The organism is Streptomyces sp. NPDC048603 (genome assembly GCF_043199475.1).
GTDB lineage: Bacteria > Actinomycetota > Actinomycetes > Streptomycetales > Streptomycetaceae > Streptomyces.
This window is the reverse complement of record NZ_JBICVY010000007.1, coordinates 134812-159568: the sequence shown is the minus strand read 5'-3', so window position 1 is coordinate 159568 and position 24757 is coordinate 134812. Positions and strand designations below refer to the sequence as shown.

The window sequence follows — 24757 nt, the reverse complement described above, 5'->3', positions numbered from 1 at the left end:
GGTGGTCAGGCTACCGCCGGTGGGCGGCCGGTGTGCGGCCTGTGGATATGCGGCCTGTGGATGTGCGGGGGTCAGCTCAGGGTGACGTTGTCGACGGTCCAGAACCAGTTGTTGGTGCCGGTGTAGCGGAAGCGGACCTGGACGTCGGTGGCGCCGACCGGGACCTGGAGGGTGAGGGCCTCGGACTTGGCCAGGGCGTCGGCCGTGTGGTTCTTGACCACGGTCGCGGCGCCACCGTTGTAGGAGACGAGGACCTGGGCGGTCTGGCCGGCCTCGTGGCGGTAGTGGGTCTGGTAGCGCAAGGTCTTCGTGGTGCCGCCCGTCACCGCCCACTTGGGGGTGATCAGGGTGGAGTCGAAGGTGCCGGTGTGGGTCTTGTCGTCCCACTCGTCGGAGTCGGCGACGGCGAACACGTCGCGGGATCGCACGTTCAGCTCACGCCACTGGTCGCGCTGTGCCTGGGACCAGAACTCGTCGGTGGCGAAGGCCCATCCGGCCCACTCCCGCACACCTCCCGTGCCCATCTTCGAGTTGTCGACCGACCAGCCGGCCGGCGGGGTGTGGGTGAAGCCCTTGGTGCCGGCCGGGATGCCGGTCTCGTCCAGGCGGGCCTGGAGGCTGGGGCGCAGGGTGTCGAAGGGGTCACTGTCGGGGGCGTTCAGCGGGACGCCGTCGAGAGTGGAGGGGGCGGCCACGCCGACGTGCTGCAGGGCGATGGCGGCGACGTCCACCAGGCGGACGTCGTCACGGACCGAGCCGGCCGGGATGCCGGCGCCCCTGGCGATGACGAAGGTGCCGCGCTCGGCGATGGTGGAGCCGCCGTGGCCGCCCGCGGCGGTGTGCCCGTGGTCGGTGGTGACCAGGATCTTCCAGTTCTCCTGGGCGTACGTCGGGCGCTGCTGGACCGCGGTGAGGAGCTGGCCGACGAGGGCGTCGACCCGGGCGATGGCGTCAAGGTACGCCTGGCTGGAGGCGCCACTGGAGTGGCCGGCGGCGTCGACCTCGCCGAGGTAGACGAAGGAGGCGTCGGGGTTGGCGTCGCGCAGTTCGGCGGCGGCGGCCGCGGCGACCTTGGGGTCCTCGTTGCGGTAGCCGTCCCGGTCGCCCTTGAGGGAGAGCCGCTTGTCGACCTTCGCGGAGAAGATCGGGCCGTTCTGGTCGGTGGAGGTGATGGGCTCCCAGTCGGCCGCCGCGTAGGTGTTGAGCGCCGGGGAGGCGTTCTCGATGCGGGTCAGGAAGTCCGGGTAGGCGGTGTAGTTCTTGCCGGTGAAGGAGTTGTCCTTCACTCCGTGCTTGTCGGGCCAGACGCCGGTGGCGATGGTGGACCAGCCGGGGCCGGAGGAGGTGGCGGCCATCGGGTTGGCGTAGAGGGTGCTCTTGGCCGTGAGGCCCTGGGCCATCAGGCCGTTGAGGTTCGGGGCGTTGGCGGCCTTGATGCGGTCGAGGACGACCCCGTCGAGGCCGATGACCAGGACCTTGTCGGTGCCGGCGGCGGCCGCCGCGGGCGCGGGGGCGGCACCGGCGGGGGTGGTGGCGGCGAGGGTCGCACCGAGCAGGGCGGCCGCGGTGGCGCTCACCGCAGCGGTGCGGCGGCGTCCGGTGGGACGGCGTCCGGGCAGGGCTGTGGACACGTACTCCTCCAGGAGCATGCGGTCGGGGGTGCTGCGGGGGGGGGCTGAGGGGGGACTGCGGGGGGGGGGGAAGGAGAGAGGGCGCGCAGGCAGGTCCGGACCGAACGGTGCGGGCGTTCGGTCCAGACCCGTTATCTTCGTGTCACACAATGGCGTCCGAGGGTGACCGCCGGGTTACGGCTCAGCTGCCGGTTGCGGACTTCCACGCGTCGACGTACGCCGTCAGGTTCTTGTCGATGTCCGCCCAGTCCGGCTCGAAGATCTCCACGCCGTTCATCAGCTTGGTGAGCTCGACCGCGTTGGCGTCGGTGGGCTTGACGTCCGTACGGGCCGGGAAGCCGCCGCCGACCTCGCTGACCAGCTTCTGGGCCTCCTCGCTGAGCAGGTAGTCGAGGAGCTTCTTGCCGTTCTCGGTGTGCGGGGCGTCCTTGACCAGGCCGGCCGCGTAGGGGAGGGCGAAGGTGGTGGGCGCGCCGCCTTCCTTGGCCGGGAACCAGATGCCCAGGTTCGGCATGGACTTGGACTGGGCGAAGTTCATCTGCACGTCGCCGTTGGCGACGAGGATCTCGCCCTTGTCGGTCTTCGGCGCCAGCTTGCTGGTCGAGGACGACGGACCCACGTTGTTGGCCTGGAGCTTCTTCAGGTACTCCATGGCCGGCTCCTTGCCGGCGAAGTCGTGCATCGACTTGATGAGCACGGCCGTGCCGTCGCCGGCGACACCGGGGGTGGAGTACTGCAGCTTGCCCTTGAACTTCGGGTCGAGCAGCTGCTCCCAGGTCTTGGGGGCCTCCGGGAGCTCCTTCTTGTTGTAGACGAAGCCGAAGTAGTTGTTGACCACGGAGGTCCACTTGGCGTCGGCGTCCTTGTCGCGGCCGTTGACCTTGTCGGCGCCCTGGGGCGCGTACGCCTGGAGGAGTCCCTTGCCGTCGGCCTGCTGGATGAACGGCGGCAGGGTGATCAGTACGTCGGCCTGGGTGTTGGTCTTCTCGCGGACGGCGCGCTGGACCATCTCGCCGGAGCCGCCCTCGACGTACTTCACCTCGATGCCGGTCTTCTTGGTGAAGTCGGCGAAGACCTTGTCGTACCAGCCGTCGCCCTTCTCGCCCTTGAGGCCGTCGGCGCTGTAGACGAGGACGACCTTCTCGCCGCTCTTGGACTCGGTGGAGGAGGCGTCGCAGGCGGTGAGGGCGGAGGCGAGGGTGAGGGCCGCGGTGACGGCGGTGGCGGTGCGCAGGAGCTTGCGGGACATGGGGGTTCCTTCGGGAAACTTTTCGGGGGCTCTTCGGGGACTCTTCGGGGGACTTTTGACGGACGGGCAGACGGGGGTTCAGCGGTAGGAGGCTCTGGTGCGGATGCGGGAGACGGCCAGCAGGACCAGCAGGGTGGTGGCCATCAGGACCACGGCGACGGCGGAGCCGCCGAACAGCGAGCCGCGGTCGGTCGCGGTGAAGATCCGGACGGGGAGGGGCGTCCAGTCCGGCGGGTAGAGCATCATCGTGGCGCTCAGCTCGCCCATGGAGAGGGCGAAGCAGAGACCGGCGGCCGCGTTGAGGGAGGGCAGCAGCAGGGGGAGTTTGACCCGCCACAGGACGTACGCGGGGCGGGCGCCCAGGCTGGCGGCCGCCTGCTCGTACGCGGGGTCGAGACGCAGGATGGCAGCCGAAACCGACTGGTAGGCGAACGCCGTGACAAGAATGGTGTGCGCGAGGACGACGATGCTGCTGGTGCCGTTGAGCAGCAGCGGCGGCCGGCTGAACGCGACTAGGACGGCGAGGCCGACGACCACGGACGGCACCGCGACCGGCAGCATGAACAGGGCGTCCAGGGACCGCTTCCCGCGCCGGCGCAGGCCCGCGGCGGCGAGCGCGGCCCAGGCGCCGGTGGCGAGCGCGAGCAGGCTCGCGGTGACGGCGGTGACCAGGCTGGTGGTGAGGGCCTGGAGGGATTCGCCGCGGACGGCGGAGGCGTAGTGCTCGGTGGTGGGACCGGAGGGGAAGGCCCCGGACCAGTGGGTGGCGAAGGAGGCCGCGACCACCACGAGCAGCGGCAGCGCGAACAGCGGCAGGAAGAGGACGAGGAAGAGGGCCCAGGCCGCCCAGCGGCCCGCCCGGCTATGCACCAGCACGCTTGCTCACCACCCGGTAGAGGCCGAACAGGCCCACGGAGATCGCGATGTTGACGACGGCGACCACGCATGCGGCCGGGTAGTCGGATTCGAGGATGGCCTTGCCGTAGACCAGCATCGGGAGGGTGGTGACACCCTTGGCGCCGGTGAAGAGCACGATGCCGAACTCGTTGAGGCACATCACCAGGACGAGGCTGCCGCCGGCGGCGAGGGCGGGCAGGGCCTCGGGGAGGATCACCCGGCGGACGATCCGGAGGGGCCGGGCGCCCAGGCTCGACGCCACTTCCAGCTGCGCGGTGTCGATCTGGGAGAACGCGGCGAGCAGCGGGCGCATCACGAAGGGGGTGAAGTAGGTGATCTCCGCGAGGAGTACGCCCCAGGGTGTGGTGAGGAAGTGGAAGGGCCCCTCGGTGGCGCCGGTCGCGTCGGTCCACAGGCCGTTGGCCATGCCGACGTTGCCGTAGATGAAGAGGAGGGCGAGGGTGATGAGGAAGGAGGGGAAGGAGAGGAATACGTCGATGAACTTGGCGACGGAACGGGCGCCGGGGAACGGTACGAAGGCGATGACCAGGGCCAGCACGAAACCGAGCAGCAGGCACCCGGCGGTGGCACCGACGGCCAGCCACACGGTGGTGCCGAGCGCGTCGCGGAACGCGGTGGAGCCGAAGACCTTGGCGTAGGCGCTGAAGGCGCCGCCGCTGTCGGGGGTGAGGGACTGCTGCACCACGAGCGCGAGCGGATAGAGGAAGACCAGCCCGAGCACGGCGACGGGCGGCAGCGCCCAGACGCTGCGCGGCACCCGCAGTGCCCTCCGGCCCGGTCCGGCCCGGTCCGGCCTTTGCGCGTGCCTCGGGTCCGGCACGCGCTGTGCGTCCGCAGGGGCCGGGGCCGCGCCGGAGAGCACCGGCCGCGTCGCGGAAGACAACCGCTCAGCCATCCGACACCCCAGCCGACGCCCCGGCCGACGCCCCGGCCGACGCCCCGGCGGACACCCCGGCCGACAGCAGCACCGCGTCCCGCGGTTCGAAGTGCAGCGTGACCTCCTCGCCCAGTGCGGGGGTGTCGCGCAGCTCCGGCAGGTCCGCCTTGACCCGGTGCCCGTCCACGTCGACGTACAGCCGGTGGGTGGAGCCGCGCCACTGGACCTCGGTGATCCGGCCGCGGAGGGCGTTGGGGCCGTCGCCCAGTCCGAGCAGGTGTGGCCGGACGCACAGGGTGGCCTGGGAGCCCGGGGCGGCGCGGCCCCGGTCGAGCGTGAGGTCGCGGCCGGCGAACACCGCCCCGGCCTCGGCGACGGTGACCGGCAGCAGGTTGGCGTTGCCGACGAACGAGGCCGTGAATGCGGTCCGCGGCGACCGGTACAGCTCGTGCGGGGTCCCGCAGTCCTGGAGCCGGGCCCGGTCCATCACCGCGATCCGGTCCGCCAGGGTCAGCGCCTCGACCTGGTCGTGGGTGACGTAGAGGATCGACACGTCCGGGAGTTCCCGGTGCAGCCGGGCGAGTTCCGTGAGCATCCCGGAGCGCAGCTGGGCGTCGAGCGCCGACAGCGGCTCGTCCAGCAGCAGTACCCCGGGGCGGATGGCGAGCGCCCGGGCGATCGCCACGCGCTGCTGCTGGCCGCCCGACAGCTCCCGCGGGTAGCGACGGGCGTAGGCGCCCATGCCGGTCATCTCCAGGGCTTCGGCGACCCGCCCGGGGATCTCCGCCTTCGGGGCCTTCTGTGCGCGCAGCCCGAAGGCGACGTTCTCCTCGACCCGCATGTGCGGGAACAGGGCGTACTGCTGGACGACCATGCCGATGCCCCGCCGGTGCGGCGGCAGCGCGGTGACGTCCCGCCCGCCGATCAGCACCCGTCCCGAGACCGGCCGGACGAAGCCGGCCACCGCCCGCAGTGCGGTCGTCTTCCCGGACCCGGACGGCCCGAGCAGCGCCATGACCTCGCCCGGCTCGACGGTCAGGTCGAGCGAGTCCAGGACGGTGGTGCCGCCGTAGGCGACCGACACCGAGTCGAACCGTATGCCGCTCACGCCCGCCGCTCCCGTGCGTCCAGCAGGCCGGGGAGTTCGGCGACCGATCCGAGGACGTCGGTGGCGCCGTTGGCCGACAGGGCCTCCCGGTCGTGCGCGCCGGTCAGCACCCCGGCAACCACCCCGGCCCCGGCCCGGCTCCCGCTGAGCATGTCGTACGCCGTGTCCCCGGCCACCGCCACGTGCCGTACGTCGTCCACCGCGCCGGTGCGCAGCAGCGCGGCCAGCACCATGTCCGGGTAGGGGCGGCCGCGGCCGCCCGCGTCGGCGGGGCACAGGGTCAGCTCGACCAGGTCGCGCCAGCCGAGGGCGTCGAGGATCGCGTCCTGGGTGACCCGGGCGAAGCCGGTGGACAGGACGACGGTGCGGCCGGCGGCGCGGAGCTCCTCGATGGCCTTGCGGGCGCCGGGGACCTCCGCGATCAGGCCGCCGTCGACGAGTTCGCCGTAGGCCTCCTCGAAGGCGGTGTTGGCCTGCCGGGCCGCCTCCTCGGTGCCGAAGAGGTGGCGGAAGACGGAGATCTTCGACTCGCCCATGGTGTCGCGGACGTACCGGAGCTTCGCGGCGTGGTCGGCGGAGCCTGGCTCGACGCCGAGGCGTTCGGCGGCCCGCTCGAAGGCCCGATCGACGAGGCCGCCGTCGGCGACGGTGGTGCCGGCCATGTCGAGGACGACGAGGCGGTAGGTGGTGTTGCTGCTGCTGTTGTCGGTGGGGTTGTTCACGGTGTCACCAGCCCAGTTCGTTCGCGGTGGTTTCGGCGATGGCCGGGGAGCAGGTCATGCCGCGGCCGCCGGGTCCGGTCACCAGCCATACGCCGTCCCGGAGTTGCTCGCGGTGCACCACCCGGGTGGTGTCGGTGCACTGCGCGTACACGCCCGCCCAGCGGCGGCGGACCTTCGGCAGCGGGCGGCCCAGGAAGGACTCGACGACCTCGGTGAGGTGGTCGTAGGGGTCCTCGAGGGTGTCGAAGGCGAAGGGGTGCTCGTACTCGTGGGTGTCGCCGATGGTCAGGCCGCCGTCGAGGCGCTGCACCATCAGCAGCTGCATCCTGTGCGCGGCGGCGGTCTCCGTCTGGGCCTGCTCCGCGTTGAGTTCGTCGAGCGCCGCCGAGCGGTAGGCGGGGTAGTAACGGAAGCTGTCGGCGTCGGCGACCGAGGTGGTCAGCCGCTCGCCCAGCGGTTCGGTCTGCATCATCTGCAGGCGCACCCGGCGGACGGGCAGTTCGGGGGCGAGTTCGCGGACCAGGCCGGACAGCCAGGCGCCGGTGGCCAGGATGACGGCGTCGCCGGCGTGGACCTCGCCGTGGTCGTCGCGGACCGCGCCGGGGCCGACGACGTCACGGACCTCGCGGCCGGGGAGGAAGGTGTAGCGGCCGGTGGCCCGCAGCGCGGCGCGCAGGGCGGGTTGGGCGGTGCGCGGCTCTACGGCCGCGTCGCGCTCGCACCACAGGGCGGCCTCGAAGGCGCCGCGCAGGGCCGGGTTGGCCGCACGGGCCTCGGCGGCCGTCAGCACCTCGTAGCCGCGGGCGGCGGCATCGGGCCGGCGGGTGGCGGCCTCGGCAACCGCGTACTCACGGTCGGTGCGGACCGGGGTGAGCGAGCCGTTGGCCCGGAATCCCAGGTCGGGGACCTGCGCCCCGATCTCCTCCCAGAGCTCGCGGGCCCGGAGCGCGGTGTCGAGCTCCTCACCCCCGGCCCGCCCGCTCACCCAGATCTGGCCGAAGTTGCGCAACGAGGCGCCGCGCGCTTCCGCCTCTCGCTCGATCTGTACGACCTCGTGGCCGCGCTGGACTGCCTGCCAGGCGTGCATGGTGCCGACCACGCCGCCTCCGACGACTATGACTCGCATGGCGTCCAAAGTGGTGGCGGGCGGTGACCCGGAAGGGGCGGAGCGGCGACGCGACGGTGAACAGCCCCCGACACTTGGACTAGACCCGTTATCATACCGTGATAATGTAGCGCCCCGGATGTCCGTAAATGTGGCCCCTCTGTGGCCCTACTGGGCCTTGAGGTGGGTCGTGAAGCTGAATCGATCACCACGGTAGAGCGAACGCACCCGCTCCAGCGGCCGCCCGTCCTGGTCGCGCGAGAAGCGGTGGATGAGCAGCATGGGCAGTGCGGGCGGGGTGCCGATGAGCAGCGCCTCGCGGGGGGTGGCGAGGACCGTCTCCAGCTTCTCGTCGGCGTCGCCGAAGGCGATCCCGAGCCGGTCGCGGAGGTACCCGTAGAAGGAGGAGTCCGGCTGGAAATCGCTGTCCAGGCGCGGGACCCGGGCCACCCGGACGTACGTGCTCTCCAGCCCGACCCGCTCGTCGTCGGCGAGCAGCACCCGTTCGAGGTGCCAGACCGGTTCGCCCGGTTCGGCGCCGATGCCCGGGGCGAGCTCGGGCGGGCAGGGGAACTGCTCCAGCCCGATCAGGTTCCGGCCTGGCCTGCGCCCCTGCCGCCGTACGCCCTCGGTGTAGCTGGCGAGGGACAGCGGCTGCTCCAGCTTGGGCCCGGCGACAACGGTGCCGCGGCCCGAGCGGCGGAGCCGCCCTTCGAGCAACAGCTCGCGCAGGGCCTGCCGGACGGTCTCGCGGGCCACCTCGTAGCGCTCGGCCAGGTCCCGTTCGGTGGGCAGCAGTCCGCCCTCGCCGAGCTCCTCGATGAGCTCGGCGATGCGGGCCTTGACGGCGTAGTACTTCGGGATCCGGCCGTGCTCGGGGATGCCGGAACGGACGGGCGAGCCGGGGCGGTGATCGTTTGGTTCCACGCTGGGACTGTACGCGGCGGGACGGGCGCTCTGCCCGGACGGCGGGGCCCGGGGCGTGGTGCGGGGCCCAGGGTGTGCTGCGCGGGGGGCTCAGGGTGTGGTGCGGAGCCGCCGGGCGAAGAGGAGCAGGCCGCCGCCGGCCGCCAGGGCGGCGCCGGCCAGCCCGGCGGTCACCCACCGGGCCCGCTCGCGCGCGCGGTCGACGGCGGCGGCGGCGCCGTCGTCACCCGCGCCACCGGCTGCCCGCCCCGTCCCCTCTCCGGCACCGGTACCGGTACTGGTGCCGGTATCGGTACCGGTATCTGCCAGCGCCCCGGCTTCCCCTGTTTCCGGTGCCTCGCCTGACCGGCCCGCGCCCTCCGAGGCGCCCTCGGCCGACTCGTCGGGCCCGTCGACGGAGAACCGGTACCCGCCGCTCTCGCCGATCCATTCGCCGTCGTCGCCCTTGCGCTGGACGAGGGCGGCATCGGCGACCACCTCGCCGGCGGGTGCGCCCCGGTCGAAGGAGAGGCCCACCTTGACGGTGACCGTGGCACCGGGCGCCACGGAGAAGCCGGGGAAGGCACTGCCGCCGTCGAAGACGGCGATGACCTCGTCGCGATCGGTGCGCTCCATGCTGACCGGGTAGGTGCCGCCGGCCGTGTCGAACTCCATCCGGAGGTGCTCGGGCCGCAGGGCGCGGGCGGAGTCGGTGAACACGACCACGGGGTGCACCGCCGTACAGGGGGCCGGGCCGGTGTTGGCCAGGTCCAGGTACCAGCTCTGCGGTCCCCCGCCGCTCCGGTACACGGCGGGTCCGCCGCGGATCCGGGCACCGATGGGGAACTCGGTGCTCTTGCCCTCTCCGCACTCGGCGGCCCGCAGCCGGGCGGGGAGGGCGGGCGCGGGCTTGGCGCCGGCACCGGCGCCGGCACCGACGTCCCGCGTACCGGCGCCGGGGGCAGGGGCGGGGGCGGGGGCGGCGGCCCCGGTCCGGGTCCCGGGCGTGGGGCCGGTACGCGGGGGAGCGGACGGAGGAGAAGCGACCGGAGCGGCGGCGACCGCAGAGGCGACTTGCGGGGCAGCTGCCGCGCCGGGCCCCGAGGTGAGCACTGCGGCAGAAGCGGCGGCCGGCCCGCCGAGGCCGAGCAGGACCCCCGAGAGGGCCAGGGCTTCGCGCAGTCGCATGGAGGGCTGCCTTCGCTGCTTGCCGGACGATGGTCGGACCAGGTGACTATCACCCTGCCCGGCCCGCAGCCTCGCACGCGTACGGATACCCTCCAGCCTGCCACGCCTGCCTCACCCCGGTTTCCGCCCGTTCGGCCCCGGCCGCCGACCTACGGCCGCGCGGGTCATGCCGCCGAGGCGGCCAGGGACACCAGGAACCGGGCTTCGGCCTTGCGGCGAACGGCACCAGACGCCGCGGGCCGATCCGGCCTGATCGACAAGACACCCCCTAGCCGGCGCGGCCGAAGAGGGGCGCCAGCACCAGCTCGGCCGCCCCCTCCGCAACCCCGGCCCTCGCCGTCAGCACCTCCGCCGCGCCCCGCGCCCCCACGGCCCTCGCCACGCCCGCCACGAAACCGTCCGGGTCCGCCTCCACCACCCGTCCGCCCAGCAGCACCCGCTCCACGTCCAGCAGCGCGACCAGGTTCGCCACCGCCTCCCCGATCACCCGGGCCGCCTCGGGCAGGTCTCCCCGCGCCACCGCCTCCAGGCACAGCACCTCCACGCACCCCCGCGCCCCGCACCGGCAGGGCGGGCCGTCCAGCAGCAGCACCTGGTGCCCGAACTCGCCCGCCGCCGAGCGCCTGTCCCGACCGCGGTACACCTCGCCGTCCAGCACCAGCCCGGCGCCGACGCCCGTGGCGACGTGCACGTACGCCGTCGGGCCCGGGCGGCCGGCGGCCGCGGCGGCCGCGGCCCCCGCGTTGGTGTCCTTGTCCAGGTCCACCGCAGTCCCCAGTCGTTCGGCCAGCGCGTCCCGGAGCGCGAAGCCCTCCCACTCGGGGTGTCCGGTGACCCGGCCCAGCACCCCGGTCCGCCGGTCGAGCGGGCCCGGTGCCGCCACCCCCACCCCGAGCAGGACCGGCCACGCCGCGCGCCCGAGCGCACGTACGTCCACGCGTACGTCCACGGCGGCCGGGCCCTCGTCGGACGCACCCGCCCCGGGGGCGGCCGGCCAGGGATCCGACAGGAAGGCCATGCCGTCCCCGACGTGTACGCCCACCTCCCGCACGCCCGCCACCACCGCGTCCACCACCGGCTCCGGCCCCGCCGCGAAGTCCACGGCCGACCGTGCCTCCGCCACCACGCGCCCGGCCAGGTCCACCCGGACGACCCGGAGCGCGTCACGGTCGAGGTGGACGCCGACCGCGTACCCGGCCTCCGGGACCAGTCTGAGCAGGGTGCGGGGCTTGCCGCCGGTGGACTCGCCACGGCCGGCCTCCGCGATCAGGCCGTCCGCCCGCAGCCTGGCCGCGATCTTGCTGACGGCTTGCGGGGTCAGCCCCGTGCGCAGCGCGAGTTCGCCGCGTCCGAGTCCCGCCGCCCCCGCCTCGCGCAGCAGCCCCAGCACCAAGGCGGCGTTGTGTCCGCGCAGCCCCGGCAGGTTCGCTCCAGTTCCCCTGTTCACCCACCCATTCTCCGCCCCTCCTTGCACTTCGGCAACACTGTTGCGAAAGTGGCGCCATGAGCACCAGCAGCACGAGCAGCCCAAGCCCAAGCAACGGCTCCCGACCCGGCAGCCCCCTCCGCGTCGGCCTCATCGGCTACGGACTCGCCGGTTCCGTCTTCCACGCCCCCCTGGTCGCCGCGACCGACGGGCTGGTCCTCGACACCGTGGTCACCACCCGCCCCGACCGGCGCGAGCAGGCGCGGGCCGAGTTCCCCGACGCCCGGATCGCCGCCACCGCCGACGAGCTGTTCGCGCGTACCCCCGCCGTCGACCTCATCGTGATCGCCTCCCCCAACAAGACGCACGTACCGCTGGCCACCACCGCCCTGAAGGCCGGCATTCCGGTGGTCGTGGACAAGCCGCTGGCCGCCACGGCCGCGGAGGCCCGCGCCCTGGCCGAGCTCGCCGAGCAGCGCGGCACGTTCCTCTCCGTCTTCCAGAACCGCCGCTGGGACAACGACTTCCTCACCCTGCGGCGGCTGATCGCGACCGGCGAGCTGGGCGAGATCCAGCGCTTCGAGTCCCGCTTCGAGCGCTGGCGGCCGCAGCTGAAGGGCGGCTGGCGCGAGTCCGGCGCGCCGGAGGAGATCGGCGGCCTGCTCTACGACCTGGGCAGCCACCTGGTCGACCAGGCGCTGGTGCTGTTCGGGCCGGCCGTACGGGTCTACGCCGAGACCGACACGCGCCGCCCGGGCGCGGAGACCGACGACGACACGTTCATCGCGCTGACCCACGCGAACGGGGTCCGCTCCCACCTCTACATGAGCGCGACCGCCGCCCAGCTGGGACCGCGCTTCCGGGTCCTGGGCTCTTCGGCGGGCTTCGTGAAGTACGGCCTGGACCCGCAGGAGGCGGCCCTGCGCGAGGGGCGCCGGCCCACCGGCCGGCCGTGGGGCGAGGAGCCCGAGCACTGCTGGGGGACGGTCGGCTCCGGGGAGTCCCCGCTGACCGGCGGCGGGCGGCCGGAGCCGACCGCACCGGGCGACTACCCGGCGTACTACGCGGCGGTGGCGGCTGCCCTGCGGAACGGCGGCCCGGCCCCGGTCACCGCGTACGAGGCGGCGCACGCACTGGAGGTGCTGGAGGCGGCGCGCAGGTCCTCGGCGGAGGGCGTCACCGTCCCGCTCGGGAACTGACGGCGGACCACCGGAACGGGCAGACCACCCGACCACCGGACCACCGCAATGCGCGGCAGGGGTGGGCGCCGCCCGAAGGCGGCGCCCACCCCTGCACCCGTCGGCAGCGAGCCGACTACGCGCTCTTGAACTCCTGGCGCTGACGGCCGAGGCCCTCGATCTCGACCTCCACGACGTCCCCGGCCCGCAGGAACGGCTTGGGCTCCGGCTGCCCCGCAGCCACACCCGCCGGGGTGCCGGTGACGATGACGTCGCCCGGGTGGAGGGTCATGAAGTGGCTCAGGTACCGCACGACCTCGCCGACCGGGAAGATCTGGCTGGCGGTCGTACCGTCCTGCTTGAGCTCGCCGTTGACCCAGAGCTTCACGCCCAGCGCCTGCGGGTCCGCGACCTCGTCGGCGGTGACCAGCCACGGGCCGATCGGGGTGAAGGTCTCGCAGTTCTTGCCCTTGTCCCAGGTGCCGCCGCGCTCGTTCTGGAAGGCGCGCTCGGTGACGTCGTTCACCAGGGTGTAGCCGGCGACGTGGGAGAGGGCCTCCTCGGCGGAGGACAGGTAGCGGGCGGTGGCGCCGATGACGACGCCGAGCTCGGCCTCCCAGTCGGTCTTCACGCTGCCGCGCGGGATCAGCACGTTGTCGTCCGGGCCGACGACGGTGTCCGGGGCCTTCATGAAGACGATCGGCTCGGCGGGCGCCTCCGCGCCGACCTCGGCCGCGTGGCAGTGGTAGTTCAGGCCGATGCCCACGATCTTGCCGATCCGCCCGACGGGCGACCCGATCCGCTGCCCCTCCGCGTCGAGCGCCGGAAGCTCACCGGAGGCCGCCGCGTCGCGTACCCGGGACAGGGCGGAGTCGTCGGCGAGCAGCTCGCCGTTCACGTCCGCGACAAGGCCGGACAGGTCCCGGAGGGTCCCGTCCTGGTCGAGCAGTGCGGGGCGCTCAGCACCCACCGGACCGACACGCAGCAGCTTCATGGGCATTCTCCCGTGGTCGAGGGTGGTCGGCCCTGGGCATGCCCCGGGCCGGACGATGGGTTGCGGCCATCGGAGGATTGGTTGATCCTCCAAGGTTCCGGTCGAATGCGCAAACCTTGTTCACAGACTGGACCGTAACCTTCCACCCTCGCCCCGCTATGCCCCGATTCCGGCCTTTTCCTTCTCCCCGCTCTTCCCCTCCTCCCTCTTGGCCCAGCGGTACTGGAGCCAGGCGCGCTCGCCCGCCGTCCAGGCGGTGGTGGTCAGCAGGTAGAGGCCCGCCGCGAGCGGCACGACGGCCGCGGTGACCAGCGTCCCGAACGCCATCAGCGGCATCACCTTCACCATCCGCCGCATCACCGCCGCCCCCGGCTCGTCCGCGCCGGACCCGGCAGCACCCTTGCGCCCCGCACCGCCGGCGATGGGCAGCACCGGGCCGTTCCCCGCCGCCATGGCCCGCCGCGCCCGCAGCACCGTCCACGCGGCCACCGCCGCGATCGCCGCGAACAGCCCGAGGAACACCAGCCCCCTCGCACCGAGCAGGCCGCCGTCACCGAGGGCGTCCCCCCACGTCCCGCCGAGCGGGGCACCGAACAGCTCCTCGCCGAGCAGCCCGTTGACCTCCCCGTCGACCTTCCCCGACGAGAACACCCGGTACATCACGAAGAACACCGGCAGCTGCACCAGCATCGGCAGGCATCCGGCCAGCGGAGACGTGCCGGCCTCCGCATGCAGGTCGAGGACGGCCTTCTGCAGCCGGTCGGCGTTCTTCGGCCCGGGATGGCGGCGCTTGAGCTCGGCCAGCCGCGGCGCCAGCGCCGCCCTGGCCCGCTCGCCGCGGAAGGCGGCCCGGGTCAGCGGGTGCATGGCGACCCGTACGAGAACGGTGAACACCACGATCGCGACCGCGGTGGCGGAAGCCGCGAAGACGGGGTCGAGCACCTCGGCAAGCCGGGAAACGAGCAGACCGAACACACCAAAAACGGACACGCGAACCCTCCGGGGTCAGTCCTGCCGCCGTGCACGGCCACAAGGCCGCACGGGCACGGCGGCACCGAAAACATGGGATCTCGGCGTGACGAACCACGAGGGGCGGCGCTCCTGACCACAGGAGCGCGAAAGGACGAACGGGAAACCGGAACGGAACCCCTACGCGGCCGTCAGGGACGGCCGGCCGGGCGCCCTGGGCCGGGCCCGGCCCGAGGCGTCGGGATCACGCTGCGGAAGGAAGGCCGTACGCTGCTCGCGATCACGGATCGCGGTACGTATGCGGGTGGGCGGCACAGGCGAGGCGGCCCGCGCGACGAGGGCGACACAGCCCAGCACGGCCGTCGCCGCGAGGCTCACGGCAGAGATCAGCCCGCCCTCGCCCAGCACGGCCGAGCCCACCAGGGCCGACCCGAGCAGGAGCGCGAAGAACACCAGGAGAGCGGGCCCGGCGACCGGCCCGAGCCGCACGAAAGCACCGCGGAACCCCTTGCCCATCCCTTCCCCTCCGCCCCTGCGACACACCTCCACCGGACCACCCGGCACTGTCCCCCACAACGCACCCCGCCGACGCCGAGTTCCCGCCCCCGGCAAAACTTCACCGCAGCGTTCCCCACACCACCAGCCGGTACTTGGAGCTGTACTCGGGCGTGCAGGTGGTCAGCGTGATGTACGACCCGGGGCCGTCGTACCCGTACTCGGGCCGCACCAGACTCCTCGGCACCTCCGCGATCACCCCGGTGTCCCGCGGCGAGGTCTCCGGCAGCACCTTCCCCACCACGTAGACGTACCTGCGCCCCCGCACGTCGACGAAGATCTCGTCCCCCGCCCGCAGCCGGTTCACGTACCGGAAGGGCTCACCATGCGTGTTGCGGTGCCCGGCCAGCGCGAAGTTCCCCCGCGCCCCCGGCTCCGCCGTCCCCGGGTAGTGCCCCACGTACCCCTTGTCGAGCACCCCCCGCCGCCCGATCCCCTCGGCCACCGGCACCACGACCCCGAGCCGCGGTATCCGCAGCACGGCATACGCCCCCCGCTCCCGCGACCCCCCACCCACCCCGGGGCCAGCACCGGAGGACGAACCGGAACCGGGGCCGGAACCGGCATCCGACCCGGACCCGAAATCAGGCGCATTCGGAGACACAGGCGCAGACGCAGACTCCTCAGATTCAGACTCAGCCGCGGACTCAGCCGCGGACGGCCGTGGAGACGGAAGAAGCGGAGGCACCCCCCACTCCTCCTCCAACACCGCCACCTGCTCCCTCGCGCCGGCGACGGCCTGCCGGTTCGTCCACCACACCTGATGCACCACCAGCAACAACACAACCACCCCGAAGGTGATCGCCAGTTCAGCCCCACCCCACAACCCCCGGGCCAGCACCCCGCGGCTCCGCCGCTGCACCACCACCGGTATGCGATCTCTCACGGCCGGCACCCTAGGACCTCCCCCCTCAACTGACCAGCGGCAGTACGGTGTGAACCATGCGCCCCGACACGCCTGCCGAGCACATCGCCGAAGCCGAGCGTCTGATCCGCACGGCGACCCGTTACCCCGAGGACCAGGAGCCACTGCTCCTCCAGGCCGCGGCCCACCTGGAACTGGCCGACGAACGGGACCGGGCGAGCACCCTCTACGACCAGCTGCTGTCCTCCTCCCCCGCCGACCCCCACCTCGTGAAGGCCCTGCAGGCCGCCAATCTCTGGGAGTACGGCCACGAGGCGGAGGCCCGCGCCCTGATCTCCGGCATCCGCGCCGCCGCACCGACCGACCCGGCACCGTGGGAGGTGATCGCGGAAGCCCTGGAAGCCCACGACGAACTGGCCGCCGCCGAGGAGTGCTTCACGGAAGCCGCCACCCTCCTGATCAAGGAACCGGAACCCCTCACTCCGGCAACCACGGCCCTCCTCACCGGCCGCCACCGGGTCCGCCGCCTGCTCGCACTGCCGCACGACGAATGGGACATGGTCGCCGACACCCGCCACACCGGCCCCGTCCCGCTCGACGAACTCCACGACCCCAAGCGCATCTGGGCCCTGGGCTCCAACGACCCCGCCGAACTCCGCGCCGAGATCGCCCGCCTCCGCGCCGAACTCGGCGACCGCCGCGCCGCCCTCTCCCGGCCCTTTCCGGTCGCCCTCCTCCACTGGCCCGTCGAGGAGCTCACCGAACTCCTCACCGCCTACCCCACCCTCGCCACGGAGTACCCCTCCCACGCGGCCCACCTGACCGCCGTCGAGACCTCCCTCCGCACCCTCGCCGCCTCCGGCACCCACAACCTGGGCATCGTCACGGGCAGCGTCCCCTCCTACGAAGCCTTCGCCGCCTCCGAGAAGACCTCCCCGGCCTCCCCCTCCCTCCTGGCCGAGTACGCCACCACCCTCGCCGCCCGCGGCAAAGCCACCCCCTGGCCCCCCTCCCCCACCTCCCCCTGCTGGTGCACCTCCACCAAGCCCTACGCCACGTGCCACGGCATCTGAATCTGCCGATGCCCCAAGCCTCGGTCTCCCACTTCGGCCGTTCCCCCTCTGCCGCGTGCCGGGTATGAGTACTACGCTCGTGCCCGGCACGAGACGACACCAAGGCAGGAAATGACAGATCGCTGGCAGTTCGAGGTACCGACCACCGGGACCAAGCACCTCCCTCCGGACGCCCGCTACATGGAGGCGCTGAGCAGCCAGGGCTACGGCTTCGAGGTAGCGATCGCGGACCTGGTCGACAACTCGATCGACGCCGGCGCACGCGACGTGGTCATCCATTTCCTGCGCGACGCGGACCGTCTCGTCAGCCTGCTGGTGATCGACGACGGCAAGGGCATGACCGAGGATGAGCTCGACGTGGCCATGACCGTGGGTGGCCGGCGTGACTACGACGCCAACGCCCTGGGCATGTTCGGGACCGGACTCAAGTCGGCCTCGCTCAGTCACGCCTCCGCGGTCACCGTCGTCACCAAGACGCGACGCACCCGCGCGGTCGGCCGGCGCTGGCTCATGGAACGGGCCGTGAACGGCTACCAGTGCGACATCGTGGCCCCCGACTACGCCCAGACCCTGATCGACCGCTACTCCGAGCGACCCATCGTCTGGCAGGGCACGGTCATCCGCTGGGACGGAGTGAAGAACTTCCCCGCGCACGGCGGGGGCGGGCAGACCGACCGCTACCTGCACCGCACCATCAACCGCCTGGGAATGCAGCTGGGCCTCTCGCTGCACCGGTTCCTCGCCCTTGACGACTTCAACATCACGATCGCCGTGGAGGACGTCAACACCGGAACCGAGTACATGAACTTCGGTGTCGACCCCTTGGACCCCTTCGGTTACCCGACGCCCGGCCACCCGGAGTTCCCACGGAGGTTCACGGCCCCCCTGCCCTCGGTGGGGGGCGTGGTCCTCGACGCCCACGTCTGGCCCGCCAAGTCCACCCTGGACGAATACAAGGCGGTCGGCTCCGTACTCGATCGTCAGGGGTTCTACTTCTACCGCCACAACCGGCTGGTGCAGGCGGGCGGCTGGAACAACTTCCGGCAGCCCGACCAACACCTCTCACTCGCCCGTATCGCAGTCGACCTGCCGGAGAACGGCGACGGCGTCTTCCGACTCACCGTGAAGAAGGACGGAGTCGAAACGTCCCCCGAGTTCGCCGATGCGCTGAACGAAGCCGTGGACTCCGACGGCCGTCCGTTCACCGAGTACGTGGGCGCGGCCGAATCCGTGTACCGGGAGGCCCGCAGGAAGGCGGGTACGACCCGAAGGCCGGTCATCGGACCGGGCAAGGGATTCGACCCCGCGTTGCGCGAGGCGATGGAGGACGAGCTTCCGGTACTGCCGTACGAGGACCCCATCTCGGTCCGCTGGGAGAAGCTGGACAACGGCAACTTCTTCGACATCGATCGAGAAGACCGCGTCATCGTGCTCAACCGGCACTACCGCTCCGCTGTCCTCGGTGGGCGGCGTGGCGGACTCAACGACGCGCCGACACTGAAGTCCCTCATGTACCTGCTCCTACACCAGGTGTTCGAGAAGGAGTACAGCGGCTCCCGGGAGAAGGACAACCTCCAGCTCTGGCAGTCCATCCTGGTCGCCGCGGCACGGGCCGAACTCGAACGCATGGCCGACGATGACTGAGCCCCGGCTCCCCTGGTCGACCGTCGAGTACTACCTCGGTCTGCGCCAGGCGGCCAGCTACCGTCTTTCGGCTCCCACCGCGGAACGAACCGTCTCCTACGAGATAGACGACGACGGCCGCGGGATAGCACTGCACGTGGAGCTCGGGCACAACCGGCAACCGCCGCGTTCCCCGGTGCCGGCAGTGGCCATCGACCAGGTCGCCCACCGGGGCATGCGCATGGCCCGCGTCCGCACGACTCAGGTCGAACTCATGAGGGACTTCCACGATCTGCTGATGGCCGTCGCCGACCGCATCGTCAGCGGTGAGCGCGAACTGGGGCAGGCGCTGGACGAGACCCTCGACGCCTGGGCCGGGTTGCTCTCGCGGCCCCGCGGACTGGGCGCCCAGCGGCGCATCGGGCTGCACGGTGAGCTCGCGGTCCTGCTCTCGGTGGCCCGAACGCACGGCTGGGAGGGGGCCGTCACCTCCTGGACCGGCTCCCGAAGCGAACAGCATGACTTCGGTCTGCCCGACTCGGACGTCGAGGTGAAGACGACCTCGTGCGAGGACCGCAGACACACCGTCCACGGAATCGGCCAGCTGGAGGAGACGAACGGGCGCCCTCTCTGGCTGGCGTCGCTGCAGCTGACCCGCGGCGGGACGGGCGGGCGGTCGCTCCAGGAGTCCGTGGCCTCGGTCGTCCGGGACGCACGCGCTGCCTCCCGGATCGCGGGAGCGCGCCTGGAAGAAGCTCTCGGCCGGACCGGCTGGAGCCCGACCGAACCGGACGACGAGCGGTGGACCCTGCGCAGCGACCCGCTTCTGGTGCCCGCGGACAGGCTGCCCCGCCTCACCCGGGCCATGCTGCCGCCCGATGTCCGTGATCACGTGCTGTCGATCGACTACGACATACGGCTGAACCACTTGGGCCCCGTGCCCGGGGCCCCCGTCGACCTCACCGATTTCCGCCTCCCGTGACGACCCCAGGAACCGCGATGACCACCCCCGAAGACCTCAGACTCGAACTGCACCGCGCCGTGCTCGCGGACCTGGACGGCAGCCGCCCGAAGAGCCTCGCGAAGGCGCTCGCGTACCAGGTGGACGACATGGCACCGGAAGCCGAGGCACACGCCTCGGAAGCCGACTTCCGGGAGGCCCTGGGAACCGCGCACGCCACGGATCCGGTGGTCGAGCTGTGGCGCCGGCAACTGACCAAGTGGGACTACGCGGAGGACCCCGCCTGGTCCTCGACCGCGCCCCGCACCGACGAGCGACGCACCGAGGTGTACGGGCTGCTGAGGGTCGACGCCACGACGGGCTCCCTGCTGGACGACCTCGTTCCCGTTTCGAGGACGGCCGGCCCGCTGGTCATCAGCGACACCCCCCGTCCCTGGTACTCGCCGACGTCCCCGGCGTCCCCGCCCTACTACTGGCCCGCGTACCGGCGCCTGCTCACGGACAAGGGGTGGCCCGCCCAGGCCGTCGCCGATCTGGACGAGGCCACGGACCGGGTCGTCGAGCGCCTGGCCGACCCCACGGCCGAGGCGGCGTACCAGTCCAAGGGGCTCGTCGTCGGTTACGTCCAGTCGGGCAAGACGGCCAACTTCACGGGTGTCATCGCCAAGGCCTTCGACTCCGGATACCGCCTGGTCATCGTGCTCGGCGGAATCATCAACACGCTGCGGGCGCAGACCCAGCGCCGCCTGGACATGGAACTCGTGGGGCGGGAGAACATCCTGCGGGGCAGCGCCGAGGCGGAGGCGGACTACGCGGACGACCCCGCCTGGCAGGCGGGGCGCTTCCTGTCCTTCGGGGATCTGCCGTCGGCCCTGGGTGCCTTCGACATCGTGCGGATGACCACCCGCGACGACGACTACAAGAGCCTCCTCCAGGGGATCACGGCTCTGGAGTTCCACAAGCGCAAGCCGGGCCGCCCGCTGTACGACCCGGAGAACCTCCACGCCTGCGCGGGACGGCTCATGGTCGTCAAGAAGAACAAGACCGTGCTCTCGAAGCTGGTCAAGGACCTCGGGAAGATCAAGACCCCCCTGGACCAGATCCCGGTCCTGATCATCGACGACGAATCGGACGAGGCCTCGGTCAACACCACCAGGCCGGAGGCCGAGAAGCGCAGCGCCATCAACGAGCAGATCTCCAAGCTGCTGAGGATGCTGCCGCGAGCCCAGTACGTGGGGTACACCGCCACCCCGTTCGCCAACGTCTTCGTCGACCCCAGCGACACCGAGGACATCTTCCCCAAGGACTTCATCATCTCCCTCCCGCGTCCGGCGGGTTACATGGGCGCCCGTGACTTCCACGACCTCGACTCCGCACTGGAGGAGGGCGAACGCACCCTCGCCAACTCCAACGAGCTGGCCCACGTCCGAGACATCGGCGCGGGCGCCGACGACGACGACACCTGCCTGCGGGAGGCCATGGACATGTTCGTCCTCACGGCCGCCGTGAAGCTGTACCGGGAGCAGGTCGGCGGACTCGGTGACGGCCACTTCGAGCACCACACGATGCTCGTCCACGAGTCCGTCCGGACGAACGACCACCGCGAACTGCACACCCGGGTGCTCGGCCTCTGGGAGAACGCCGGGTACACCGGCCCGAGTGGGCACGCGCGGCTGCGCAAGCTGTTCGAGACCGACATCGCACCGGTGTCGGCCGTGCGCGCCGACGGTCATGCCGTGCCCCCGACGTACGACGACCTCATCCCCTTCGTGGGACCGGCCGCCATGCGCATCGGCCGGGACGACAGGCCCGTCATCGTGGTGAACGGGGACAAGGACCTGGAGACCGGCGAGGCCGACTTCGACAAGCGGCCCATCTGGAAGATCCTGGTGGGCGGTCAGTTGCTGGCGCGCGGCTTCACCGTCGAGGGGCTCACCGTCTCCTACTTCCGTCGCCGGGCGGGCAACGCGTCGGCCCTGATGCAGATGGGACGCTGGTTCGGCTTCCGGCGGGGGTACCGGGACCTGATCCGCCTCTACCTGGGGCGCAACGAGGCCGGCACGGGCAACAACAAGGACAAGGACCTCGACCTGTACGAGGCGTTCCACGCCCTGTGCCTGGACGAAGAGGCGTTCCGCGGCGAGTTGGAACGCTACTCCGTGATGGTCGACGGACTGCCGCAGATCACGCCGGACAAGGTTCCGCCATTGGTGTCGCAGCACCTTCCGTGGCTGAAGCCGACGAGCCCGAACAAGATGTACAACGCGAGGCTCGAACTGGTGCGGTCGGCCGGTCGGTGGGAGGAGCCGACGGCCTATCCGCAGAAGCGTGCGGACCTCGCGGGCAACACCGGGCTGTGGGTGCCCGTGCTCGACTCCCTGGGCCGGGACGCCGGGACGTACGCCTGCACCCTGGAGGACGAGAAGGCGGGGAAGGTGGTCCACCGCTACCGCGCGCTGACCGGCACTCTCGGGGCGGACGACTTCCTGTCGCTCGTGAGCGAACTCGTGTGGGAGCACCCGCAACAGTTCGCTCCCCACCTGCGTTACATCGAGGAGATCACCAAGAAGGGTCTGGTCGAGGAGTGGGTGGTGCTGGCGCCCCAGCATGCGGGAGCCCACGGAAAGAGCGTGGTCCTCGGCTCGGAGGGACGCCGTTACTCCTGGTTCGAGCGTGACCGCCGTCGGGACCGGTTCCCGCTCTTCGGTGCGATCAGCGACAAGAAGCACCGTGGTGTGGCCCACCGCATCGCCGGGGCCCTGCCCGACTCCGGCGACCCGGCGACGGAGTCCCTGGTCGCCGACCGGCGGGGCGCGGTGGTCCTGTACCCGATCGTGGAACGGGAGCACCGGGAGTCGTTCCAGGACGGGAGCATCGACGCCGGCAGGCTCGTGATGGCCTTCGCGTTCGTGGCCCCTGCGGCGGCCCACAGCGCGAACGGCCAGGTTGTCCAGTTCACGACGATCTCGTCGAGCCAGGATGCGATCATCGACGTCTCGAAGATCGCCGTTCGGTGATCTGCTCGTCGGGGTCGGCTGCGGGTGTCGGGGGAGACGCGTGAACGATCGGGAACCGGGGCGACTGCGCTCACTTGACGTCTGCTCCGGGGCAGGTGGGCTCGCGCTCGGCCTGGAGCGGGCGGGCTTCGACCCGGTGCTGCTCGTGGACGATCGTGACGTGGCATGCGAGACGCTGCGGTCGAACCGTCCTGGGTGGAGCGTGCACGAGGGTGACCTCCTGGCCTTCGACCCCTCCGAGCACACCCGGACGTACGACGTCGACCTGCTGTCGGCGGGGCTGCCCCGGGTGAAGGCGACCGCCACGGTGAACCGCAAGGACAGCGAGGCCGAGGTGCGCCTGCTCCAGGCGACGATTTGGCTGCTCCACGGTGTACAGCCTCGGGCGCTGCTGATAGAGAACGTCCCGCACCTGGTCAGGAGGGCCGACTACGAGCCTCTCCGCGACTACATCGCGGAGGAGTTGGCGCACCTCGGCTATCGCCACAGGTGGTTCGTGGTCAACGCCGCCGACTTCGGGGTTCCGCAGATCCGCCTGCAGGGCATCCTCGTCGCCTTCAAGGGGGACGCGCTGGACGCGTTCGTCGAACCCTCGCCGACCGTGAAGGAACACCGGACGGTCGGCGAGGCCCTGGGTCGGTCCATGGCCACGCGGGGCTGGGCGGACGCCGAGCGCTGGGCCCGCCAGGCGGACGAGCCGGCCCGCACCATCGTCGGAGGGTCCTGGGACCGCGGTGGTGGTGACCTCGGACCGAGGGGGACGAAGACGGCCTGGGAGCGCATGGGCGTGTACGGCGGCAGCATCGCGGACGCCGTACCGGACCGCTCCTTCGTCTGGGATCCCGGTCTGGGCCGCGAGGGCCTGGTCAGGCTGACCACGGAACAGACCGCGATCCTGCAGGGTTTCCCGGAGGACTGGGCTTTCGCCGGCCGGAAGACCGCCCGGTACCGGCAGATCGGCCATGCCTCACCGCCGCCGGTCGGGCAGGCCCTGGGGGCGGCGATCGCCGCCGCCCTCCGGGCGTGAGGAACCGCTCCCGCCTTCCACAACGACCGGGATGACCCGGCTTGACAGTGATTACACTTGGAACCCATGACCAGCACGCAGCCCCAGGCATCACATTCCGGACAGGTCCGAGTAATGGACCTGTTCGCCGGGGCAGGTGGCTTTTCTGCCGGTTTCGCCACGTATGAACCGAAGAGTGGCGGCAACCCGTTCACGCCCGTCGCCGCAGTCGAGTTCGACGCGGCCGCTGCATCGACGTACGCCGCCAACTTCGGTCGCGCTCACGTCTACCCGGGCGACATCGCCAAGTTCGACGCCACGGAGTTCAAGGGCGAAGTCGACGTGATCATGGGCGGTCCGCCCTGCCAGGGCTTCTCGGGCCTCGGCAAGGAGGACCCCGACGATCCGCGGAACGAACTGTGGCAGGAATACGTCAAGGTGGTCGCCAAGGTCCACCCCAAACTGTTCGTCATCGAGAACGTCGACCGGTTTCTGAAGTCCCCGCAATACCAGGACCTCTGCACCGCGTCGAAAACCCCGGGGCATCCGCTCCACGACTACACCGTGGTCCCCGCACTGCTCAATGCCGCCGACTACGGTGTTCCCCAGGCCCGCAAACGGGTCATAGTCATCTGTACGCACAAGGATTTCGCGGAACCGCTCGTCCACCCCGACGCGACTCACGACAAGCGCGGGGACGCTCCCGAGGCGGACGGGGCCCAGGCTGCCCTTTTCCAGGCCGGCGGCACCGAGGGCCCGGGGAAGCCCCGATGGAATTCGGTTCGGGACATCTTCGAGAAGTCCGACAAGAAGTCACTCGCGGACGGGCTCCCCGAACCCCGGGTCGGCGAGGAACCCCTTGTGGCCGGAGTTCCCGGCCATTACCTCACCAGGGACCTGCATTTCGGCCGCAATCCGGTTACACTTTCCCGGGCCCGGTACAAGGCGATTCCCGAAGGTGGGAACCGGAAGAACCTTCGCGGGGTCTACTACCGGCTCGATTCGAAGGGCGAGATCCGACTCTCGACGGACGCCGGATACGAACTCCTGAACACCCCCGAGCACCCCCTGTCGACCGAAAGCTGGGACAAGCACAACTCGGGATCGGGCGATGTCATGGGCCGGCTTCGGTGGGACTCGCCCTCCGTCACGATTCGCACCGAGTTCTACAAGCCGGAGAAGGGGCGCTATCTGCACCCCTCTGATCCCCGGCCCATCACCCACTACGAGGCCGCCTTGATCCAGGGGTTCCCCGAGGGCTTCAAGTGGTTCGGGACCAAGACCCAGATCGCCCGGCAGATCGGCAACGCGGTGCCCGTCGGACTCGGACGGGCCCTGGCCGAGTCGATCCACCGGTTCCTTGCCCCGGGGTCCTGATCCTCCTCG

Annotated in this window: 21 protein-coding genes; 7 read left to right on the top strand and 14 right to left on the bottom strand. The window is 71.6% G+C overall.

What is annotated here, in order from left to right:
- Nucleotides 1–71: 71 nt before the first annotated feature.
- From ACGFQ9_RS18830 to ACGFQ9_RS18785, 10 genes are all read right to left on the bottom strand, one after another.
- Nucleotides 72–1649: an alkaline phosphatase family protein gene (locus tag ACGFQ9_RS18830; RefSeq protein ID WP_393574936.1), complete on the bottom strand. Its 1578-nt coding sequence runs from the start codon at nt 1647–1649 to the stop codon at nt 72–74.
- A 163-nt stretch (nt 1650–1812) separates the two neighbouring features.
- Nucleotides 1813–2880, bottom strand: coding sequence for a 2-aminoethylphosphonate ABC transporter substrate-binding protein (locus ACGFQ9_RS18825; RefSeq protein WP_393574934.1), 1068 nt, complete (start codon nt 2878–2880; stop codon nt 1813–1815).
- Nucleotides 2881–2958: 78 nt separating this feature from the next.
- Nucleotides 2959–3756 (bottom strand): ABC transporter permease, encoded by a 798-nt coding sequence (locus ACGFQ9_RS18820; protein WP_393574933.1) that lies wholly within the window; start codon nt 3754–3756, stop codon nt 2959–2961.
- A complete protein-coding gene (locus tag ACGFQ9_RS18815) occupies nt 3743–4693 on the bottom strand; it encodes a 2-aminoethylphosphonate ABC transporter permease subunit (protein WP_393574932.1) in 951 nt (316 codons plus the stop codon). Before ACGFQ9_RS18815 ends, ACGFQ9_RS18820 begins: the two co-directional genes overlap by 14 nt.
- Nucleotides 4686–5783: an ABC transporter ATP-binding protein gene (locus ACGFQ9_RS18810; protein WP_393574931.1), complete on the bottom strand. Its 1098-nt coding sequence runs from the start codon at nt 5781–5783 to the stop codon at nt 4686–4688. Before ACGFQ9_RS18810 ends, ACGFQ9_RS18815 begins: the two co-directional genes overlap by 8 nt.
- Nucleotides 5780–6505 (bottom strand): phosphonatase-like hydrolase, encoded by a 726-nt coding sequence (locus ACGFQ9_RS18805; RefSeq protein ID WP_393574930.1) that lies wholly within the window; start codon nt 6503–6505, stop codon nt 5780–5782. The genes ACGFQ9_RS18810 and ACGFQ9_RS18805 overlap by 4 nt, the downstream gene beginning before the upstream one ends.
- 4 nt (nt 6506–6509) lie before the next feature.
- Nucleotides 6510–7631 (bottom strand): TIGR03364 family FAD-dependent oxidoreductase, encoded by a 1122-nt coding sequence (locus ACGFQ9_RS18800; RefSeq protein ID WP_393574929.1) that lies wholly within the window; start codon nt 7629–7631, stop codon nt 6510–6512.
- Nucleotides 7632–7778: 147 nt separating this feature from the next.
- On the bottom strand, nt 7779–8537 hold the full coding sequence (locus tag ACGFQ9_RS18795; protein WP_393574928.1) for a GntR family transcriptional regulator: 759 nt from the start codon (nt 8535–8537) through the stop codon (nt 7779–7781).
- A gap of 90 nt (nt 8538–8627) precedes the next feature.
- Nucleotides 8628–9704: a hypothetical protein gene (locus tag ACGFQ9_RS18790; protein WP_393574926.1), complete on the bottom strand. Its 1077-nt coding sequence runs from the start codon at nt 9702–9704 to the stop codon at nt 8628–8630.
- A 268-nt stretch (nt 9705–9972) separates the two neighbouring features.
- Nucleotides 9973–11151, bottom strand: a complete 1179-nt coding sequence (locus ACGFQ9_RS18785; RefSeq protein WP_393574925.1) for an ROK family protein — start codon at nt 11149–11151, stop codon at nt 9973–9975.
- A 56-nt stretch (nt 11152–11207) separates the two neighbouring features.
- On the opposite strand from ACGFQ9_RS18785, the gene ACGFQ9_RS18780 reads away from it, so the two are divergent.
- Complete coding sequence (locus tag ACGFQ9_RS18780; RefSeq protein WP_393574924.1) at nt 11208–12329, top strand: Gfo/Idh/MocA family oxidoreductase; 1122 nt, start codon at nt 11208–11210, stop codon at nt 12327–12329.
- 115 nt (nt 12330–12444) lie between these two features.
- Here the strand turns inward: ACGFQ9_RS18780 and ACGFQ9_RS18775 are convergent, their stop codons facing one another.
- From ACGFQ9_RS18775 to ACGFQ9_RS18760, 4 genes are all read right to left on the bottom strand, one after another.
- Nucleotides 12445–13302 carry a fumarylacetoacetate hydrolase family protein gene (locus ACGFQ9_RS18775; RefSeq protein ID WP_393574922.1) on the bottom strand — a complete coding sequence of 286 codons (858 nt, stop codon included), beginning with the start codon at nt 13300–13302 and terminating at the stop codon, nt 12445–12447.
- A gap of 156 nt (nt 13303–13458) precedes the next feature.
- Nucleotides 13459–14292, bottom strand: coding sequence for a YidC/Oxa1 family membrane protein insertase (locus ACGFQ9_RS18770; RefSeq protein ID WP_393574921.1), 834 nt, complete (start codon nt 14290–14292; stop codon nt 13459–13461).
- A 159-nt stretch (nt 14293–14451) separates the two neighbouring features.
- Nucleotides 14452–14787 carry a DUF6412 domain-containing protein gene (locus tag ACGFQ9_RS18765; RefSeq protein WP_393574919.1) on the bottom strand — a complete coding sequence of 112 codons (336 nt, stop codon included), beginning with the start codon at nt 14785–14787 and terminating at the stop codon, nt 14452–14454.
- A gap of 100 nt (nt 14788–14887) precedes the next feature.
- Complete coding sequence (locus tag ACGFQ9_RS18760; RefSeq protein ID WP_393575365.1) at nt 14888–15667, bottom strand: class E sortase; 780 nt, start codon at nt 15665–15667, stop codon at nt 14888–14890.
- 101 nt (nt 15668–15768) lie between these two features.
- Here ACGFQ9_RS18760 and ACGFQ9_RS18755 point away from each other — a divergent pair, with 101 nt between their 5' ends.
- The 6 genes from ACGFQ9_RS18755 (at nt 15769) to ACGFQ9_RS18730 (ending at nt 24748) form a co-directional block, all read left to right on the top strand.
- Nucleotides 15769–16764, top strand: a complete 996-nt coding sequence (locus tag ACGFQ9_RS18755; RefSeq protein WP_393574917.1) for a hypothetical protein — start codon at nt 15769–15771, stop codon at nt 16762–16764.
- A 111-nt stretch (nt 16765–16875) separates the two neighbouring features.
- Nucleotides 16876–18408: an ATP-binding protein gene (locus tag ACGFQ9_RS18750; protein WP_393574915.1), complete on the top strand. Its 1533-nt coding sequence runs from the start codon at nt 16876–16878 to the stop codon at nt 18406–18408.
- Entirely contained in the window at nt 18401–19369 is a 969-nt protein-coding gene (locus tag ACGFQ9_RS18745; RefSeq protein WP_393574913.1) for a PD-(D/E)XK motif protein, read from the top strand. Before ACGFQ9_RS18750 ends, ACGFQ9_RS18745 begins: the two co-directional genes overlap by 8 nt.
- Nucleotides 19370–19386: 17 nt before the next feature.
- Entirely contained in the window at nt 19387–22365 is a 2979-nt protein-coding gene (locus ACGFQ9_RS18740) for a Z1 domain-containing protein (protein ID WP_393574912.1), read from the top strand.
- A gap of 40 nt (nt 22366–22405) precedes the next feature.
- A complete protein-coding gene (locus ACGFQ9_RS18735) occupies nt 22406–23392 on the top strand; it encodes a DNA cytosine methyltransferase (protein ID WP_393574911.1) in 987 nt (328 codons plus the stop codon).
- Between the two features lie 66 nt (nt 23393–23458).
- Nucleotides 23459–24748 carry a DNA cytosine methyltransferase gene (locus ACGFQ9_RS18730; RefSeq protein WP_393574910.1) on the top strand — a complete coding sequence of 430 codons (1290 nt, stop codon included), beginning with the start codon at nt 23459–23461 and terminating at the stop codon, nt 24746–24748.
- The last annotated feature ends 9 nt before the right edge of the window (nt 24749–24757 follow it).